This is a genomic window from Parapedobacter pyrenivorans, from assembly GCF_014636865.1.
Lineage (GTDB): Bacteria > Bacteroidota > Bacteroidia > Sphingobacteriales > Sphingobacteriaceae > Parapedobacter > Parapedobacter pyrenivorans.
In genome coordinates this window covers 2,757,862-2,774,931 of record NZ_BMER01000001.1, presented here as the reverse complement: position 1 = coordinate 2,774,931, position 17,070 = coordinate 2,757,862, and the positions used below count along the sequence as shown (strand labels likewise).

16 protein-coding genes are annotated in these 17,070 nt (G+C 46.3%); 7 read left to right on the top strand and 9 right to left on the bottom strand.

Annotated elements, in window-relative coordinates:
- Positions 1–25: 25 nt before the first annotated feature.
- On the top strand, positions 26–829 hold the full coding sequence (gene mazG / locus IEV98_RS10900; protein ID WP_188505863.1) for a nucleoside triphosphate pyrophosphohydrolase: 804 nt from the start codon (positions 26–28) through the stop codon (positions 827–829).
- Here mazG and IEV98_RS10895 read toward each other — a convergent pair.
- Positions 824–1,924, bottom strand: coding sequence for a fatty acid desaturase family protein (locus IEV98_RS10895; protein WP_188505862.1), 1,101 nt, complete (start codon positions 1,922–1,924; stop codon positions 824–826). The genes mazG and IEV98_RS10895 overlap by 6 nt on opposite strands.
- 75 nt (positions 1,925–1,999) lie before the next feature.
- On the opposite strand from IEV98_RS10895, the gene trpS reads away from it, so the two are divergent.
- Positions 2,000–2,995, top strand: coding sequence for a tryptophan--tRNA ligase (trpS, locus tag IEV98_RS10890; RefSeq protein ID WP_188505861.1), 996 nt, complete (start codon positions 2,000–2,002; stop codon positions 2,993–2,995).
- Between the two features lie 3 nt (positions 2,996–2,998).
- Positions 2,999–3,613, top strand: a complete 615-nt coding sequence (locus IEV98_RS10885; RefSeq protein ID WP_188505860.1) for a deoxynucleoside kinase — start codon at positions 2,999–3,001, stop codon at positions 3,611–3,613.
- Between the two features lie 56 nt (positions 3,614–3,669).
- On the opposite strand, the gene IEV98_RS10880 is transcribed toward IEV98_RS10885, so the two are convergent.
- The 5 genes from IEV98_RS10880 to IEV98_RS10860 all read right to left on the bottom strand — a co-directional run bounded on the left by IEV98_RS10880 (position 3,670) and on the right by IEV98_RS10860 (position 8,317).
- Positions 3,670–4,518, bottom strand: coding sequence for a sugar phosphate isomerase/epimerase family protein (locus IEV98_RS10880; protein ID WP_188505859.1), 849 nt, complete (start codon positions 4,516–4,518; stop codon positions 3,670–3,672).
- 42 nt (positions 4,519–4,560) lie between these two features.
- Positions 4,561–5,457 (bottom strand): aldo/keto reductase, encoded by an 897-nt coding sequence (locus IEV98_RS10875; protein ID WP_188505858.1) that lies wholly within the window; start codon positions 5,455–5,457, stop codon positions 4,561–4,563.
- Positions 5,454–6,191 (bottom strand): BamJ family beta-barrel-assembly machinery protein, encoded by a 738-nt coding sequence (bamJ, locus tag IEV98_RS10870; protein WP_229738676.1) that lies wholly within the window; start codon positions 6,189–6,191, stop codon positions 5,454–5,456. The genes IEV98_RS10875 and bamJ overlap by 4 nt, the downstream gene beginning before the upstream one ends.
- 134 nt (positions 6,192–6,325) lie before the next feature.
- Positions 6,326–7,540: an MFS transporter gene (locus IEV98_RS10865; RefSeq protein WP_188505857.1), complete on the bottom strand. Its 1,215-nt coding sequence runs from the start codon at positions 7,538–7,540 to the stop codon at positions 6,326–6,328.
- 93 nt (positions 7,541–7,633) lie between these two features.
- Positions 7,634–8,317 carry a DedA family protein gene (locus IEV98_RS10860; RefSeq protein ID WP_188505856.1) on the bottom strand — a complete coding sequence of 228 codons (684 nt, stop codon included), beginning with the start codon at positions 8,315–8,317 and terminating at the stop codon, positions 7,634–7,636.
- Between the two features lie 256 nt (positions 8,318–8,573).
- Here IEV98_RS10860 and IEV98_RS10855 point away from each other — a divergent pair, with 256 nt between their 5' ends.
- From IEV98_RS10855 to IEV98_RS10845, 3 genes are all read left to right on the top strand, one after another.
- Positions 8,574–9,137 (top strand): helix-turn-helix domain-containing protein, encoded by a 564-nt coding sequence (locus tag IEV98_RS10855; RefSeq protein WP_188505855.1) that lies wholly within the window; start codon positions 8,574–8,576, stop codon positions 9,135–9,137.
- Positions 9,138–9,249: 112 nt separating this feature from the next.
- Entirely contained in the window at positions 9,250–11,667 is a 2,418-nt protein-coding gene (locus IEV98_RS10850; protein ID WP_188505854.1) for a heavy metal translocating P-type ATPase, read from the top strand.
- 130 nt (positions 11,668–11,797) lie between these two features.
- A complete protein-coding gene (locus IEV98_RS10845; protein WP_188505853.1) occupies positions 11,798–12,016 on the top strand; it encodes a heavy-metal-associated domain-containing protein in 219 nt (72 codons plus the stop codon).
- Here IEV98_RS10845 and IEV98_RS10840 read toward each other — a convergent pair whose 3' ends face one another.
- Both IEV98_RS10840 and IEV98_RS10835 read right to left on the bottom strand, forming a co-directional pair.
- Positions 12,017–13,354, bottom strand: a complete 1,338-nt coding sequence (locus IEV98_RS10840) for a GH1 family beta-glucosidase (RefSeq protein WP_188505852.1) — start codon at positions 13,352–13,354, stop codon at positions 12,017–12,019.
- Positions 13,355–14,356 carry a glycosyltransferase family protein gene (locus tag IEV98_RS10835; protein ID WP_188505851.1) on the bottom strand — a complete coding sequence of 334 codons (1,002 nt, stop codon included), beginning with the start codon at positions 14,354–14,356 and terminating at the stop codon, positions 13,355–13,357.
- Between the two features lie 194 nt (positions 14,357–14,550).
- Here IEV98_RS10835 and IEV98_RS10830 point away from each other — a divergent pair, with 194 nt between their 5' ends.
- Positions 14,551–15,498 carry a zinc dependent phospholipase C family protein gene (locus IEV98_RS10830; protein WP_188505850.1) on the top strand — a complete coding sequence of 316 codons (948 nt, stop codon included), beginning with the start codon at positions 14,551–14,553 and terminating at the stop codon, positions 15,496–15,498.
- Positions 15,499–15,520: 22 nt separating this feature from the next.
- Here the strand turns inward: IEV98_RS10830 and IEV98_RS10825 are convergent, their stop codons facing one another.
- On the bottom strand, positions 15,521–17,008 hold the full coding sequence (locus IEV98_RS10825) for an aminotransferase-like domain-containing protein (protein ID WP_188505849.1): 1,488 nt from the start codon (positions 17,006–17,008) through the stop codon (positions 15,521–15,523).
- Between the last annotated feature and the right edge of the window lie 62 nt (positions 17,009–17,070).

Sequence of the window (17,070 nt, the reverse complement as noted above, 5' to 3'; positions counted from 1 at the left end):
ATCTTTGCGCACAAAATAACGTCATATGCCACATACGCCACCCCCGCCCCAAGAAACACCTGCAAGCGCCTTCGAACGCCTACTGGCCGTGTTGCATACATTGCGCGTGGAATGTCCTTGGGACAGGAAACAGACCATGGAAACACTCCGTCACCTCAGCATTGAAGAAATGTACGAATTGGGAGATGCCATATTGGATAATGACCTCAATGAAGTAAAAAAGGAGCTTGGTGATCTGATGATGCACCTGGTGTTTTATGCACGTATCGCTGAAGAACAAGGTTTTTTTGACATTGTTGATGTACTCAATGGGGTGTGCGAAAAACTGATTTCACGCCACCCACATATCTATGGCGACGTGGAAGTAAACAATGAAGAAGACGTAAAACGGAACTGGGAGCAGCTAAAACTCAAAGAAGGCAATAAATCAGTACTTGCGGGTGTACCGGCTTCACTACCTGCCCTGGTAAAGGCTTACCGAATACAGGATAAAGTCCGTGGTGTAGGTTTCGACTGGGAAGAAAAGCACCAAGTTTGGCGGAAAGTGGAGGAAGAAATGGCCGAATTCAAGAACGAGTTTGACGTAACAACCGCAACGGCCATTGATACCGAAAAGGCAGAAGCTGAATTTGGCGATCTCCTCTTCTCACTGGTCAACTATGCGCGGTTTGTTGGTATAAATCCCGAAAATGCCCTTGAGCGAACCAATAAGAAATTCATCAATCGATTCACCCATTTAGAGACGCGCGCCAGGGAATCCGGCAAAAATCTAAAGGAAATGACACTTGCCGAAATGGATGTCTTTTGGGAAGAAGCCAAAAGGCTATAATTCGCCGTGCTGGAAGATATTTTCACTCGCGCCCTGCTTTTTAAGGAGTACAAAATGTGACCGCACCGCCTTGATGGCTGGATAGCAGGTATACGGCAAATTATATTCCTTTGCGTATCGCTTGATGATGGGTGTGATATACGGATAATACGTATGAGCCACATGGGGAAACAAATGGTGCGCAACATGATGGGTAAAACCGCCAAAGAGGAAATTGGCAATGGGATTGTCCGCACTGAAATCTTTGGTAACCATCATCTGATGCTCAGCCCATGTCACGTCCATCTTGCCGTCAGCGGGGGGTAATGGAAAAACAGCCGTTTCATCCACGTGTGTAGATATCAGCGCAATAACCCCCAGTAAGCTTCCAAATACATGCATGCATAGCCATCCCAGCAGCACCATATACCAAGGCTGACTAAGCACGATCATTGGGATACCCACCAAATAAAACAGATTGAAAATTTTTGCGGCAAATAGCTTGTAATACTCCACTTTGGGAATTTTCATGATGCGCTTCACGTAGTTATCCTTGGTGCCGAAAAAGTCCTTGAAATCACGGATAAACAACCAATTGAGTGTATACAACGGGTACAGCAAAAACATGTAGATATGCTGGTAGCGATGCTGCTCCAAATACTCGCTATCGGGGAAAATCCGCACCAAATCACTTTGCTTGATATCCGTATCCCAATGTTGGATATTCGGATACGGGTGATGCAATGCGTTATGCCGCTTGCCCCATAACCAACTGTTGCTGCCGAAAAACTCTAAAACGTACATAAACCGCTGGTTATGCCTGCGTTTCTTAAACACAGCACCGTGGGCAGCATCATGAAAGGCGTTGATGAACAGCATAATCATTGAAAACCCTAACAAAATATAGGATAAAAACAACAGGGGAGTGTAGTTGCCTAGCAGTAAAATAGCGGTGTAAAATCCTACATAAAGGAAAAGCAGCAAATAAGTTTTCGCAACATTGCGCCGCTGGATGCGCTTGTCACCAAGTATCTTTTCCTGTACTTCTCTTTGTAGTTTCTTAAAAAAATCATCTGGCCCCGGTTTCTTATATGTCGGTTTCACGAGTGCTTCCATATGCTGCCGCTAAATAATCCTTTGCCAGACAAAAATAAGGATAATAGTGGAGAATTCCTTATTTTCGCGGTCAATATGGAAACAGTAGTGAGCGGCATCCGCAGTACCGGAAAATTACATTTGGGGAATTATTATGGAGCAGTTACCAATTTCGTGCAAATGCAGCATGAACATAACTGCTACTTTTTCATTGCAGACCTCCATTCGTTGACGACACATCCCACGCCGGAGGATCTGCATGCCAACGTACGTCAGGTCGTGGTGGAATACCTCGCCGCCGGCATTGATCCTGATGTGGCTACCATATATATCCAATCTGACGTGCCCGAAGTAGCGGAGTTGTATCTTTACCTCAATATGAATGCCTATTTAGGCGAACTTGAGCGGGCCACATCCTTTAAAGACAAAGTGAGGGCTAATCCCGACAACGTGAATGCGGGCCTACTCACCTACCCCGTATTGATGGCTGCCGATATTCTGCTGCACAGAGCCACCAAGGTGCCTGTGGGAAAAGACCAAGAGCAACACCTCGAAATGACGCGTACGTTCGCAAATCGGTTTAACCGGATGTATAAAACACCCTACTTTATCGAGCCTCATGCATTTTCTTTCAGCAAGCAGCTCGTTAAGATACCTGGTTTGGACGGGAAGGGAAAAATGGGAAAATCGGAAGGCGAAGCTAATGCGGTTTATTTATCGGACACTCCCGAGATTATCCGCAAGAAGGTGATGCGTGCGGTAACCGATGGCGGCCCGACAGAACCTAATCAGCAAAAGCCGGAAGTCATCCAAAACTTATTTACCTTGCTTGCTGCGGTATCCGCTGTCGATACCGTCGCACATTTCGATGAGCTGTATAATTCCTGCCAAATACGCTATGGCGACCTTAAGAAGCAATTGGCGGAAGACATGATCATGGCTACGACACCCATCCGCGCACGCATAGATGAGATTTCCAGTGATAACGAGTATATTAGCAAAGTGATCCGCCGAGGTAACGAGAAAGCAAGGGAAAGTGCGCGCAAAACCTTAGCGGATATCCGTCAAATTATCGGCTTTAGAAAGTTTTAGTATATGCATATTGCCATCGTAGGAAATATCGGAGCAGGGAAAACAACGCTCACCAAGTTGCTGGCCAACCACCTCAAATGGGAACCACAGTTTGAAGCTGTAGACGACAATCCTTACTTGGAAGATTTTTACGGCGACATGAAGCGTTGGGCCTTCAACCTACAAATTTTTTTCCTCAATAGCCGTTTCAGGCATATTGTGCAACTGCAGCAAAAAGAGATTAATATCATCCAAGATCGCACCATTTATGAAGACGCCTATATTTTTGCGGAAAACCTGTATGATATGGGGCTGATGAGTGCCCGGGATTTTGAAAATTACAGCAATATATTCGAGAGCATCATATCATATATCAAACCACCTGATTTATTGATCTATCTTAGGGCTTCTGTCCCTACGCTCGTGGAAAACATACAGACCCGTGGTCGCGAATACGAAGCAAATATCCGATTGGATTACTTATCCAAGCTCAATGCCAAGTACGAAAAATGGATCAAGAACTACAAGGATGGCAAATTGCTTATTTTGGATAAGGATAAGCTCGATTTTGCCAATAAACCGGAGGATATGGGTTTTGTACTCCAGAAAATAGAAACGGAGCTATTTGGGTTGTTTTGAATGGGAAGCTATGCAATGGGCCCTCGGCAATACAACCTAAGGCCCATTGCAGGCCCTTAAAGCCCGCTTACAATTTCCCTGAAATTGGCAACACTCTGTGCGACATCGCCGGCGTTGTTCTCCCAATTATGCTCATACTCTGCAGAGATAACCCCCTTGAACCCTTGGCGTTTCAATTCGGCAATCACCCCTTTCACATTACACACACCGGTTCCCCAATGCACATCGTGCGTCTTACTTGATTTCTCAGCCAGGTCCTTGAAATGCAAGCTGACCAGGTGTCCTTCGTATTGCTTCAGGCTTTCCACCGGGTCTAATCCCGACCGCACCCAATGGCCGATATCGGCACAGGCACCTACATATTCGCTATTGGCAGCAGCGATCGCGTCAAGCACAACCTGAGGACTCCAGTAATGTGAGGGTTCTGGATGATTGTGAATGCCTACTTTTATTTTATACTGGGTTGCAAGCTGGCCAATCAGGGGCATAAATTCTGCCTTCGGCTCGGAATTGATCACTTTTATGCCCATTGCTTTCGCAAACTCAAACAATTGTTTCCATTCTGTTTCGTTGTCACCGTTCACCACACCAAAGGCATAAAGTTTCACGCCCTTCTTTTTTAAGGCTTTCAAAATTGCCTTACGTTTTTCGGCGTCCATCTTATAATCCATCGAACCTTCAATTCCTCCACCGAGTTCCTGGCCATTGAATGCCTCGACAGTATTCAGCCCGGCACTGAGCGTCTTGTCAACGGCTTCAAAGAACGTAAACCTATTGAAGGTATAGGTCTGTGCCGATAAATACCAACCCAGTTTCTTTTCCGGCTGCTGTGCATACAGCTTGGTCACTCCCATGCTTAATGCCACACATCCCATAAGGGCAATTAATCTCAGATGCTTCTTCATTTGCTGTTTATAATTAAGTTAAAAGTTAAAAACTGTAATTTTTTATCGATGTACTTCGTAGCTGAATGAGCGGACTGAATGACGTAGCAAGTGCTGCTGGCTTTCGGATAGCGGCGCGGCGCGGCGTAGTGCTTGGATGCCCTCATCCAATTGAGCTGTTGTCCGTACCCCCAATGTGGCCGTAGCCACAGCCGGGTGTGTCCATACATAGCCCAATGCGACATCCAGGTTAGTTAACCCCGATTCATTAGCCACCTTACTCACAGCCTTTGCTGCTTTTGCCACCTCCCCATCTGTATACTGCAGGTAACGATCAGCCGCCTTGCCAACCAGCAAGCCTTGGGCAATGGCGCCCCGGCAAATCACGCTGATCCCATGCTCGTGGAGTAAAGCCAACAATGATTCCTCAGGCCGGTGATCGAGCAAGCTATATTGCAGCATTACACTAACAATGTTCGAGCGCTTCACATATTCCCTCACTACATTAGGCCGGATAGAGGAAATACCATACCAACGGATTTTCCCCTGCTGCTTGATTACTTCAAATGCGTCTATTATTTCATCGATGGGATCATCGATGGTTCCGCCATGCAACTGGTAAAGGTCTATGTAGTCTGTTTTGAGTCGCTTAAGGCTTTGATCGACGTGCCTCAGGATATAATCTTTACTCGGATTCCAGTCCCAGCCACTACCATCCGGACGCCACTGATTGCCCACTTTCGTGGCGATGAGGACATCCTTGCGGATGGGCTTAAGCGCTTCCCCCACATACAACTCATTCAGTCCTTTCTGGTACAAATCAGCCGTATCAAAATAGTTGATGCCCGCATCTGCTGCTTTCCGCAACAAGTCTTTGTAGACCATTGCATTTTCACCCAATGACATGCAGCCGAAACTTACCGCGCTTACCAATAAATCCGATTTACCTAAGGGATTCATTCGGCTTTGTCCACCGGATCAGCAATAACCGACACCTCGTCTGGCTGCTGCACCGAAATAAGTTCCACATCAAAAATCAACGCGCTATAGGGTGGTATATCCTGCCCCGCTCCACGCTCTCCATACCCCAATTCATAAGGCACATAAATCCGATAATGCGCGCCCACGGGCATCAGCTGCAACCCTTCCTGCCAACCTGGTATCACTCGGCCCAAGGGAAATGTCGCAGGCGCGCCCCGGTCATAGGAGCTATCGAAGACCTTACCATCACTTAGTTGTCCTTTGTAATGCACAGTTACCGTATCCATAAGCCCAGGCCGCCCACCAGTGCCCGCTCGAACCACCTCATATTGGAGACCGGATGCCGTGGTCGTGACACCCTGCCTAGCCCCATTACGTTCCATGAAGGCGCTGGCCTCAGCCTTCATTCGACCATCCATCTTTTCGCGGGCCGCCGTGATGGTGCTCATGATCAATTCGCGTTCCTGTACCTCGTCGAAAGGAATAGCCTTTCCGTCAAATACATCAGCAATAGCCTGTGCAAACGCGTTGGCATTGATTCCTTCGAGACCAGTGCGCTTCAGGTCCCGTGCGACTGAAGCACCAAAAGCATAAGCGACCGAATCGGCGTGATTTTCCAGCGTTGGCCTTTTGACCTCATCAGCTTGTTGAGCAGTTACAATGCCGGTATTCATCAGCAAACACCCCGCGGCGATCATACTTAAAAATTTCATATTGGAGATTGTTTATTACCATTATCCAGTGGGTCAAACTTAGATAAACTCGCACACATATACAAGGCTATCATCCTCACGTCTGCAATCAAATTACACAGTCAATAGACAAGAAGCCGTTCGTTCATATTGCTTCAATGAGATCGCTTCGCTAAATTCGGCAAAAGAGCAGCGACAATCCCGATGAGCGGTAAAAAAGAACACAGGTGATATACATAATCAATTCCTTGGTTGTCGGCCAATTTGCCGAGCACAGCAGAACCTATCCCGCCCATACCAAACGCAAATCCAAAAAAGAGTCCCGATACCATCCCTACATTACCCGGCAATAGCTCCTGCGCATAAACCAATATAGCGGAGAAAGCCGACGCAATGATTACACCGATGATGAAAGACAAGACGGCCGTCCAAAATAAATTCGCGTAAGGTAATGCTAGCGTAAAAGGCGACGCTCCTAAAATCGAAAGCCAGATAACGTATTTCCGCCCAATACGGTCGCCCACCGGGCCGCCAATCATCGTACCAGCAGCCACTGCAAAAAGGAAGATGAACAGGTAAATCTGTGATTGTTGTACAGATACCCCAAACCTATCCATTAGGTAAAAGGTATAGTAGCTTGTGAGGCTTGCAAAATAGAAATACTTAGAAAAAATGAGCACAAGTAACACGACGATGGAGATGACTATTGTTTTACGGGGCAGGGTTATCGGCGCCACCTCCTTTACATTGTGCTTACGTAAAATGTAGTTGCGGATGGATTTCGGTTTATACCATTTGCCGATCCGGTAAAGGATAATGATGGCGGTAAGTGCTGCCGCCGAAAACCAGATGACATTGAACTGTCCGAAAGGTGCGATTAGCATGGCAGCCAGCAGCGGGCCAATAGCACTCCCAGCATTGCCGCCCACTTGAAACAACGATTGCGCAAAGCCGCGTCTCCCTCCCGAAGCCACATATGCCATCCGGGACGCCTCCGGATGGAAGACCGAAGAGCCGGCACCCACAAATGCAACCGAGACCAATATCCATTGATAGCTCGGTGCCAAAGCCATCATCACCAATCCAGTGAGGCTAAACCCCATTCCAACCGGCAATGCATAAGGATAGGGTTTGGCATCGGTAATGATACCTACCAACGGTTGCAATAATGATGAAGAAAGCTGGAACACCAACGTAATCAAACCAATCTGCGAAAAACTCAGGTGGAAGGAATCCTTCACTATCGGATAAATTGCCGGAATAAGGGATTGGATGGTGTCATTGAGCAGGTGCGAAAAGCTCAATGCAAATAAGACGGGATAGATTGTTGCGGATACTTGCTTTTTGACAATAGATTCCTCGGTGTCCATGTACGCAAAAGATAAATTTCTGCAAAGCTAAGCAATCTGATCGCCTCCGTCATCATTTAAACGTAACAAACCTAGGTATTCCGATCGATGGCATTAATATTCTTCTTTTTCCAAAACCCCCGTTTCGGCTTTTGCGGTTGCCATTTTTTTCTTGCCTGTAAACATTTTTACAAGCACTGGGGCCGTTGCCAGCACCACAATACCCATAATGACATATTCCAGGTTGCGTTGTACCCAGTCGTTTTCGCCGAGCAGGTAACCCAATGTAGCCAAGCTGCCTACCCACAAGATTCCGCCCACTACATTATAAAAAGCGAATTTACGGAAATCCATCTCTACAATACCAGCCACTATGGGGGCGAATGTCCGCACTACGGGAAGAAAACGGGCAAGGATGATGGCCACCCCACCTCTCTTTTCATAAAATTCCTGTGCCCGGAAAATATATTCCTTCTTAAAGAGCCAGTTATCTTTCGCCTTCAACAGCCGATGGCCGAAATATTTACCGCACCAATACCCTACGAAATTACCGAGTATCCCCGCCGCCGATATCAATGCAATCCAATATAACAGCGTGAGCACAGAATCCACCGGCCCAAGTGTCAGATTGGCGATGATGATGCCAGCGATAAACAGAATGGGATCACCGGGCAGGAAAAATCCAATTAGAATACCTGTTTCGGCAAAAACAATAAACAACAATAAATAAAGACCACCGTGTGCCACTATCCAATTTGGATCGGTCAGGTTATTCAAGAAATCAAGAAACTCAGCCACTGAATTGTTCCAAAAAATAAAACGCTAAGAAATAAACAAATACTGGAAAGATGTTGTACAAAATCGTGCCGTATTCAAGCCGATGTCTATAACGGCATATACTATTCGCCAAAAATGGCAAAGCGTTGACAATTGAAAGGAACGGAGGAACCTAAAAGCACGAGAACGCCCTTGACTAGTAGATAATGCTTAATTTAAATCGTAAATTTGCTGTTAGCGCTCTTCAAGAGATAGCAAAATGAAACAGTAAATAACTATGAACACACTCTTTATTAAAAATATGGTCTGCAACCGTTGTATTATGGTGGTGCAAAATGAATTGGATAAACTAGGGCTAGATGTAAAGAACATCAGGCTGGGTGAAGTGATCTTGGATAAAGCGCTTACAACAGAAGAAAAAAAGAAATTGAACGAAGCCTTACAGCCACTGGGGTTTGAAATTATTGATCATAAGAAAAGTCGAATCATCGAAAAAATAAAGAATGTAATTATTGAATTGGTTCATTATCAAGACAACGATGCCAAAACCAACCTTTCAGATCTGATAAGCAATAAACTGAACCACGATTATAATTACTTATCCAACCTGTTTTCAGAGGTCGAAGGCACAACCATTGAAAAGTATTTTATTGCCCAAAAAATAGAAAAGGTAAAAGAGCTGTTGGTATATAATGAATTGTCTTTGAGTGAAATTGCTTTCCAACTAAATTATTCAAGCGTAGCTTATTTAAGTAATCAATTTAAAAAAGTAACCGGATTATCGCCAAGCCATTTCAGACAAATAAGAGCAGTTAAAAGAAAGTCGTTGGATGAAGTCTAACAGCACTCCTGAACAACAGCACGTAAATCTTACAACTCAATTCCATAATTCCACAACAGTAAACCTCATTGTAATCGCCAATTTTGCATTGTAAAGTTAAGGCAATCAGATTATGGCAACAATTAGTAATAGCGAAACAGTTTACATCCCATTAGCGGATGTAGAAAGCGAACACTGTGCATTAATCGTGGAAAAGGGATTGGCGCAGGTAAAAGGTGTGGAGAGCCACAAAGTAGAACTAAACAATCGGCGGGCAGCTATTACGGTAGCTAACGACGAAGCAATAGGAGAAGCTGTAAAAGCGATTAAAGACTTGGGTTACGGAGTTCCAACCGTTAGAAATTCCTTTCCGGTATTAGGTATGACTTGTGCCTCCTGTGCGGGTAGTGCAGAAAACATCGTAAAATATGAACCGGGGGTTATCGATGCTTCCGTAAACTTTGCTACGGGCAATCTTACCGTGGAGTATCTACCCAATATGACTGATGCCGCCCGATTAAAAAAGGCAGTGCAGTCCGTTGGTTACGATTTATTGGTAGCAGATGAAGCCAAACAGCAGGAAACGTTGGAAGCTATCCACGCTCAAAAATTCGAAAAACTAAAGCATAAAACCATTTGGGCAATTACCCTGTCTTTGCCGGTTGTGGTTATCGGAATGTTCTTTATGAATATGCCTTACGCCGATCTGATTATGTGGTTATTTTCTACACCGGTTGTGCTATGGTTTGGCAAGGACTTTTTCATCAATGCGTGGAAACAAGCCAAACACCGTTCTGCCAATATGGATACCTTGGTCGCATTGAGTACAGGTATCGCTTACCTATTCAGTGTGTTCAACATGGCGTTTGCAGATTTTTGGCATCAAAGGGGATTGCACGCACACGTTTATTTTGAAGCGGCAGCTGTTATTATCGCGTTCATCCTTTTGGGGAAGTTATTGGAGGAAAAAGCCAAGGGCAACACATCTTCGGCCATTAAAAAACTAATGGGTTTACAACCTAAAACCGTAATTGTCATTAAGCCGGATGGAACCGAACAGCAAATTGCCATCGAACATGTAGACACGGGGAATATTATCCTCGTAAAACCGGGTGAAAAAATTGCGGTGGACGGCTTGGTAGTATCCGGAACATCCTATGTGGATGAAAGTATGTTGAGCGGTGAACCTGTTCCGGTGTTAAAAGAAGAAGGCAAAAAGGTTTTTGCGGGAACGATTAATCAAAAAGGAAGTTTCCAATTTGAAGCAGTAAAAGTAGGCAAAGAAACCATGCTTGCCCAAATTATCAAAATGGTGCAGCATGCACAAGGCAGTAAAGCACCTGTACAAAAATTGGTAGATAAGATTGCGGGTATTTTTGTTCCTATTGTAATAGGCATTTCCATACTCACATTTATTTTATGGTTTGTTTTAGGTGGCGATAACGGTATCGTGCAGGGATTGTTGGCAGCCGTTACGGTATTGGTGATTGCCTGTCCGTGTGCGTTGGGATTGGCTACACCCACGGCAATTATGGTAGGTGTGGGAAAAGGCGCTGAAAACGGTATTTTGATCAAAGATGCCGAAAGTCTTGAACTAGCCAAGAAAGTAAATGCCATCGTATTGGATAAAACTGGAACCATTACCGAGGGAAGACCACAGGTAACAGGTATCCAATGGCTGGATAATGACGATGCAATGAAAGGCGTACTTTTAAGCATCGAAAAGCAATCGGAACATCCATTAGCTGAAGCAGTTGTGAATCATCTTACCGGTGTAGCAACCACCCCTTTGTCAATGTTCGACAGTATTACAGGCAAAGGGGCAAAAGCGAATCACCATAACGAAACCTATTTTGTAGGCAATAAAAAGCTATTGGCAGAAAACAACATCAGGATTGCAGAACAACTACAAAAGCAAGCTGATGAATGGAGTAACCAATCCAAAACTGTCATTTGGTTCGCAGATCGTAAACAGGTACTTTCCGTAATTGCCATCGCTGACGAGATTAAAGAAACTTCGGTGCAAGCTATCAAGGAAATGCAGGAAATGGGCATCGAGCTATATATGCTTACAGGCGACAACGAAGCCACGGCCAAAGCCATTGCACAACAAACAGGCATCAAACATTACAAGGCAGAAGTATTGCCACAGCATAAAGCGGATTTTGTAAAAGAATTGCAGCAGCAAGGCAAAATAATTGCAATGGTTGGTGATGGCATCAATGACAGTACCGCATTGGCAACCGCCGATGTAAGCATTGCGATGGGCAAAGGAAGTGATATTGCAATGGACGTCGCTAAAATGACCATTATTTCATCAGACCTTACCAAGATACCGCAGGCGATAAAGCTTTCAAAACAGACCGTAGCTACCATTAAGCAAAATTTGTTTTGGGCGTTTATCTATAATCTCATAGGTATTCCGATTGCTGCGGGCATTCTCTATCCGATAAATGGCTTTCTGCTTAACCCGATGATTGCAGGTGCAGCAATGGCGTTGAGCAGTGTAAGTGTGGTTAGTAACAGCTTGCGATTAAAATGGAAAAAGTAAATCAGTAAATCTCGCAAATCAAACAAGAAATAACACAACGAGGAGGGGTATGTGTATGCCGAACTTTGCATTGGTAAACGATAAGTGCGGTTCAAAAAATTAAATCATAGTTAACAAAAGTTTAAAAACAATGGAAAACAAAGCATTTCAATTTAAGACGAATATCAATTGTAGTGGTTGTGTAGCAGCTGTAAAGCCTCAGTTAGATAACGCATCAGGCATTAGCGAATGGAACGTGGACATCGCCAATCAGGATAAAATTCTCACCGTAAAATCAGAGGGAATTACCGAAGAACAGGTATTGGATATTATCAAAAAAACAGGTTTCAACGCAGAGCCTATGGTGTAATCATTTCTCCGCTAGGAACGCGCCATACCACTTCCCGGAATCTTTCACGACCCGCTGTTGCGTCTCGAAGTCGACATGTACCAAGCCAAACCGGGCGTGGTAACCTTCTGCCCATTCAAAGTTGTCGGTGAGCGTCCACACAAAATAGCCATGCACGTTCAGCCCATCCTGCTTAGCACGGAGTACCTGGCTGAGGTGATCCTGGAGGTATTGCACGCGTTGGTGATCGGCCACGCTGCCATCCGTAACGCAATCGGGAAAGGCTGTTCCGTTTTCGGTGATATATAATTTAGGGATATTAGGGTAGTCGCTGAATTTCTTGATCATCTCATAGATAGCTTCGGGATATACTTCCCACCCCATTTCAGTGACTCGGGGCACCTTGCGCCTTTTAGCAGGAACCAGCCGTGCACGTATATAGGGCACAAAATACGAATGCTTCACGACCTCGCGGGTGTAATTCTGGATACCAATAAAATCAAAATCGAAAGGCATGAGGCGTTCGTCATCAGCAAGCATGTACTTTTCGATACCCGTCAATGCCTTCAAATCAGCTATGGGATAACCCATTCCCAGTATAGGCTCGATAAACAGGCGATTGATCAAGACATCTGCCCGCTTTGCGGCTGCAATATCACGTTGCCTACCGCTCGCCGGATGGATACTCGAACAGGAAAACGTAGTGCCCACCAGGGCATCAGGCAATTCCGAATGCAATAAGCGCCCAATCTTTCCCATGGCCAATGCCGCATGGTGCGCCGCGGGAAAGAAATTCGGCAAGCCCGTCATCCCCGGTGCATGAACCCCGAAGAAATAGCCGGCTGCAGTAAATACCGTGGGTTCATTGAGCACCATCCAATGCCTTACACGATCCCCGATATGCCCGACAATACGGGCTGTATATTCTTCTAACCACGACAACACGTCACGGTTCGTCCAGCCGCCTTTTTCTTGAAGAGCTTGGGGAAGGTCCCAATGGTAGAGTGTAACCCAAGGAGTGATATTCTTTTCCAGGCAATGGTCTACCAACCGCTCATAGAAATCCAACCCCTTGCTATTGGGTTTACCGGTACCATTAGGCAGGATACGAGGCCAGGATATGGAAAATCGAAAATTGGGGATATGCATTTCCTTTATCAATGCCAGGTCTTCCGGATATCGATTATAAAAATCGCTCGCCTGCTGAGCGTGGTGTGCGCTACGGATTTTCCCCTTACGCTTCGTAAATGTGTCCCATATCGATGCGCCTTTACCATCCGCATCCCATGCCCCTTCCGTCTGGAAGGCAGCGCTAGAAACACCCCATTGAAAATCGGCACCAAAATCTGCTTTCACCATTTACACCATCGTTTTGGGCACGTGTGTTTCCAACAATTTATCAATAATTGTTTGTGTGCAATCGGGATAATCCACCGTAACGGTGTGCTTGCTATTGAGCCAGGCTTCCATGGCTACATCATTCTTGGACTTCAGGCTCTTAACAACCGGTACACCCAACTCCTCGAGTGCCGCCGCATTGAGGTGTTGTTCGTACTGATTTTTCATCGGAATGACGAGCAACTTCTTTCTTAAATACAGGGCCTCGGCCGGGGTCTCAAATCCAGCGCCGCACAATACCCCCGCAGATGCAGCCATACTTTGGATGAAGCAGTCGCTGGCGATTGGCCTGACACTCACATTACGCATATCGAAAGGCTTTTTATTATGCTTCGAGAATACCTGCCATTTGACATCAGGAAAACGCATTAACTGTTTAAGTAACCTCGCGTCGTCATAGGCAGGCAGATAAACGGTATAATGCCCCTCATCGGTAACGTTCAATTGACGTACCTGCTGCCGAATCACAGGCGTGAATATCCGGTGGTTATAACACTTGAAGTGGAATCCATAGTTGACGGTGGCGGGCGCATAATTACGCATAACGAATTTACCCACCATATCCTGATCCTTAGGCTTTGGGGCCAGGGTGTCCATCGCCGCAGCCTGATGACTCAAACCTATGCATTCCTTATCACGCGTATGGCAAGCCCATGCGGAAATCGGCTCAAAATCATTGATGATCAGATCGTAATTTTCTATAGGCAACGTACTCACTTCATGGATAAGGCGACGAACCGTAGAACTCATAAAGGTCTTCCACAGGTCCACACCCCCCTTTTTTCCAAAGATAAAACTGAGTCCATGCATGCGGTATTTTACCGGGAAAGGCAATTCCAAATCTGCTTGAATACCACTCACCAACACATCAACGGCGGCCCGCCGCTGCAAACAAGGAACCACGTCCATCGCCCGACTCAAGTGGCCATTTCCCGTACCCTGTACCGCATAAAGGATTTTCATTTTCAGTGCTTAAACGCCGAGGCCAAAAAACGTAAAAAAATACGGCTTTTCAAACCCATTAGCCAACATATTAGTCCTTTCATATCAGTTACGGATAAAATGTATCGATGCCAAAGACGTCATTTCATGTGATCTCTCTATTAAAAATCCATGAATATTTTGTGATTTCTCCATATATCCCTTAATTTTAACGCATGAGCCGAATCTACCTATTGCTCGTATGTATCGCTGGTGTGATATTGTTGTCTTCGTGGGGATTTCATGCCCACAAACGGATCAATCGGATGGCCGTTTTTACATTGCCTACTGCAATGGCCGGGTTCTATAAGCAACACGTGGATTACATGACCGAACACGCCGTGGATGCTGACAAGCGTTGTTATGTCGACACGGCCGAATCGCCGCGTCATTTCCTCGACGCTGATGAATATGGGAAGCAACCGTTCGACAGCATTCCTATCCACTGGACGGCTGCCGTCGAAAAGTTTAGTGAACGCAGACTAATTGCCTCGGGCATTCTCCCATGGCAAATCAACCGGACTTACCATAATCTTGTGCGCGCGCTCAGCGAGAAACATATGCGGCGGATATTACGGTACTCATCAGACATTGGCCACTACCTGGCCGATGCCCATGTACCATTGCATACCACGAGCAATTACAACGGCCAGCAGACAAACCAAGTGGGTATCCACGCGTTTTGGGAAAGCCGCCTGCCGGAACTATTTTCCGATGGGTATGACTTCGTGGTGGGCCGTGCCCAATACGTCGCTTCACCGGTAGACGAGGCATGGCGGATCGTCAAGGAGAGTCACCATGCGGTAGACTCAGTACTCGGTATCGAGGCCCAGCTGAATAACAGTTTTCCAGCCGGTCGCAAATACGGCTATATCGAGCGAAACCGCATTTTGATCCGTACCTACTCCGATGCATATTCACATGCCTATCACGAGGCATTGCAGGGCATGGTGGAGCGGCGCATGCGGGGAGCTATTCATAGCATTGGCAGCTTCTGGTATTCGGCATGGGTAGATGCCGGGCAGCCGGACATCCGTAATTTGACAGCAGATACGCCCCTACTCGACTCCATCCCGTCGCCCCTCGATGGGCGGAAACCGCTGGGACGCGAGGAGTGGCATTGACTTCCTCAAATTCAAACCTTTATCAACTGATAGCATCGGTTGCTTCTGCAATGACTTGAATAGCATCGGATAATTCTTCAGGTGCCATGCTTCCGAATCCAAAGCGTATGCCGCAGTAGTTATGCGATTGATAGAGCAGGTAACGCGGCAGGTAGAGGTCGTGCTCCAAGCATTGTTTTTGGAGTTGCATCAGATTGAGAGTCACCGGCCATTGCGTCCAGATGGCGAGACCGCCATTCGGCAATGTAAAATCTACACAATGGCCTAGCTTAGACGCCAATACCTGTCCAAGGCAATCGCGCCTTACCCGATAAGCTTGTATGGATTTCTTAAGGTAGCGATGGATTTCGCCGTCGGCAATCATCTCACCGAGTGCGGATTCGGTAAGGGTATCGCCATGCCGATCCATAATACCCAAGAGTTTGTCCATTTCAGCAATCAATCGATCAGGGGCCACGATAAAACCAGATCGGAAACCAGGAGCCATTGACTTTCCAAATGTGCCAACATATACCACCATACCGCCTGTATCCGCACTCGCCATAGGAAGCAATGGACTGCCGTCATAGTGGAAATCATAATCATAATCGTCTTCCAGAATAACAAATCCATACTTTGCAGAGAGCTCCAGTAACTCCACCCTACGCCGTGCACTAAGCGTGACCGTGGTGGGATAATGGTGATGGGGTGTAATGTAGAGCATCCGGAACGGTTGATGTTCGCATAGCCGACGAATAGCAACGACGTCAATCCCTTCATCATCGATTGGAACGGTAAGGATATTGGCCCCAGCTTTTTGGAGGATCATGTTGGTTGCGAAGTAGCTAAGCTCGCCGACCACTACGCGATCACCCGGCGATATCAGCGTTTCCGTCACCAAATAGATACTCAGCTCCTGGCTGCGCGTGGCAAGGATATTCTTCCTGGAGATATGCAGCCCCCTGGTCAGATTCAGGAAGTTCGCCAAGTTTTCTTTGTAGTACTCGCTTCCCATCGTATTGTGGTAACCCAACTTTGCCTGATTGCCCTTGCGCCGCATGTTGGTATGGAGCAAGCGAGAGAGATACCCCACATGAGATAACCTGTGGTCCGGAAGGCCATCGTCCAAGCTGAATTTCGCAGTGGATCGATCGAACGGATTATCCAACACGTTCCATCTCTTGAACTGAAAACCGGTTTGCCGGGGATAGCTGGCTAACACCCCGCCACCTCCATACGCGAGTTTCATGGGCTTTTCGCGCTTGCCATTCCTCACAAAGACTCCCTGGCTCGGGCGCGTTTCTACCCATCCCTGCGCGTCCAACTCGGCATAGCTCGCCACTACGGTATTCCGATGCAGCCCCAATAATTTTGCCAGTAGCCTACTGCCCGGCAACTTGTGCCCGTCCATCAGGTAACCACGCTGGATGGCATTGATGAGTTGGTGGGCCACCTGTAGGTAAACCGGCGTGGAAGACCCACGGTCTACCTGAATGAAACTACGATAAGGAACCAAAACCGGACTATCCATAAAATAAAAACTGGCACATCGTGATGTGCCGGCAAGTTACGATTTTTGCAAAAAACAATCGG

What these genes read in the sequence shown, in the direction of transcription:
- IEV98_RS10885 (WP_188505860.1), top strand. Translation starts at nt 2,999, where the DNA reads ATGCATATTGCCATCGTAGGAAATATCGGAGCAGGGAAAACAACGCTC.
- IEV98_RS10855 (WP_188505855.1), top strand. Translation starts at nt 8,574, where the DNA reads ATGAACACACTCTTTATTAAAAATATGGTCTGCAACCGTTGTATTATG.
- IEV98_RS10830 (WP_188505850.1), top strand. Translation starts at nt 14,551, where the DNA reads ATGAGCCGAATCTACCTATTGCTCGTATGTATCGCTGGTGTGATATTG.
- IEV98_RS10835 (WP_188505851.1), bottom strand. Translation starts at nt 14,356, where the DNA reads ATGAAAATCCTTTATGCGGTACAGGGTACGGGAAATGGCCACTTGAGT.
- IEV98_RS10895 (WP_188505862.1), bottom strand. Translation starts at nt 1,924, where the DNA reads ATGGAAGCACTCGTGAAACCGACATATAAGAAACCGGGGCCAGATGAT.
- IEV98_RS10880 (WP_188505859.1), bottom strand. Translation starts at nt 4,518, where the DNA reads ATGAAGAAGCATCTGAGATTAATTGCCCTTATGGGATGTGTGGCATTA.
- IEV98_RS10845 (WP_188505853.1), top strand. Translation starts at nt 11,798, where the DNA reads ATGGAAAACAAAGCATTTCAATTTAAGACGAATATCAATTGTAGTGGT.
- IEV98_RS10875 (WP_188505858.1), bottom strand. Translation starts at nt 5,457, where the DNA reads ATGAATCCCTTAGGTAAATCGGATTTATTGGTAAGCGCGGTAAGTTTC.
- trpS (WP_188505861.1), top strand. Translation starts at nt 2,000, where the DNA reads ATGGAAACAGTAGTGAGCGGCATCCGCAGTACCGGAAAATTACATTTG.
- IEV98_RS10840 (WP_188505852.1), bottom strand. Translation starts at nt 13,354, where the DNA reads ATGGTGAAAGCAGATTTTGGTGCCGATTTTCAATGGGGTGTTTCTAGC.
- bamJ (WP_229738676.1), bottom strand. Translation starts at nt 6,191, where the DNA reads ATGAAATTTTTAAGTATGATCGCCGCGGGGTGTTTGCTGATGAATACC.
- mazG (WP_188505863.1), top strand. Translation starts at nt 26, where the DNA reads ATGCCACATACGCCACCCCCGCCCCAAGAAACACCTGCAAGCGCCTTC.
- IEV98_RS10825 (WP_188505849.1), bottom strand. Translation starts at nt 17,008, where the DNA reads ATGGATAGTCCGGTTTTGGTTCCTTATCGTAGTTTCATTCAGGTAGAC.
- IEV98_RS10850 (WP_188505854.1), top strand. Translation starts at nt 9,250, where the DNA reads ATGGCAACAATTAGTAATAGCGAAACAGTTTACATCCCATTAGCGGAT.
- IEV98_RS10865 (WP_188505857.1), bottom strand. Translation starts at nt 7,540, where the DNA reads ATGGACACCGAGGAATCTATTGTCAAAAAGCAAGTATCCGCAACAATC.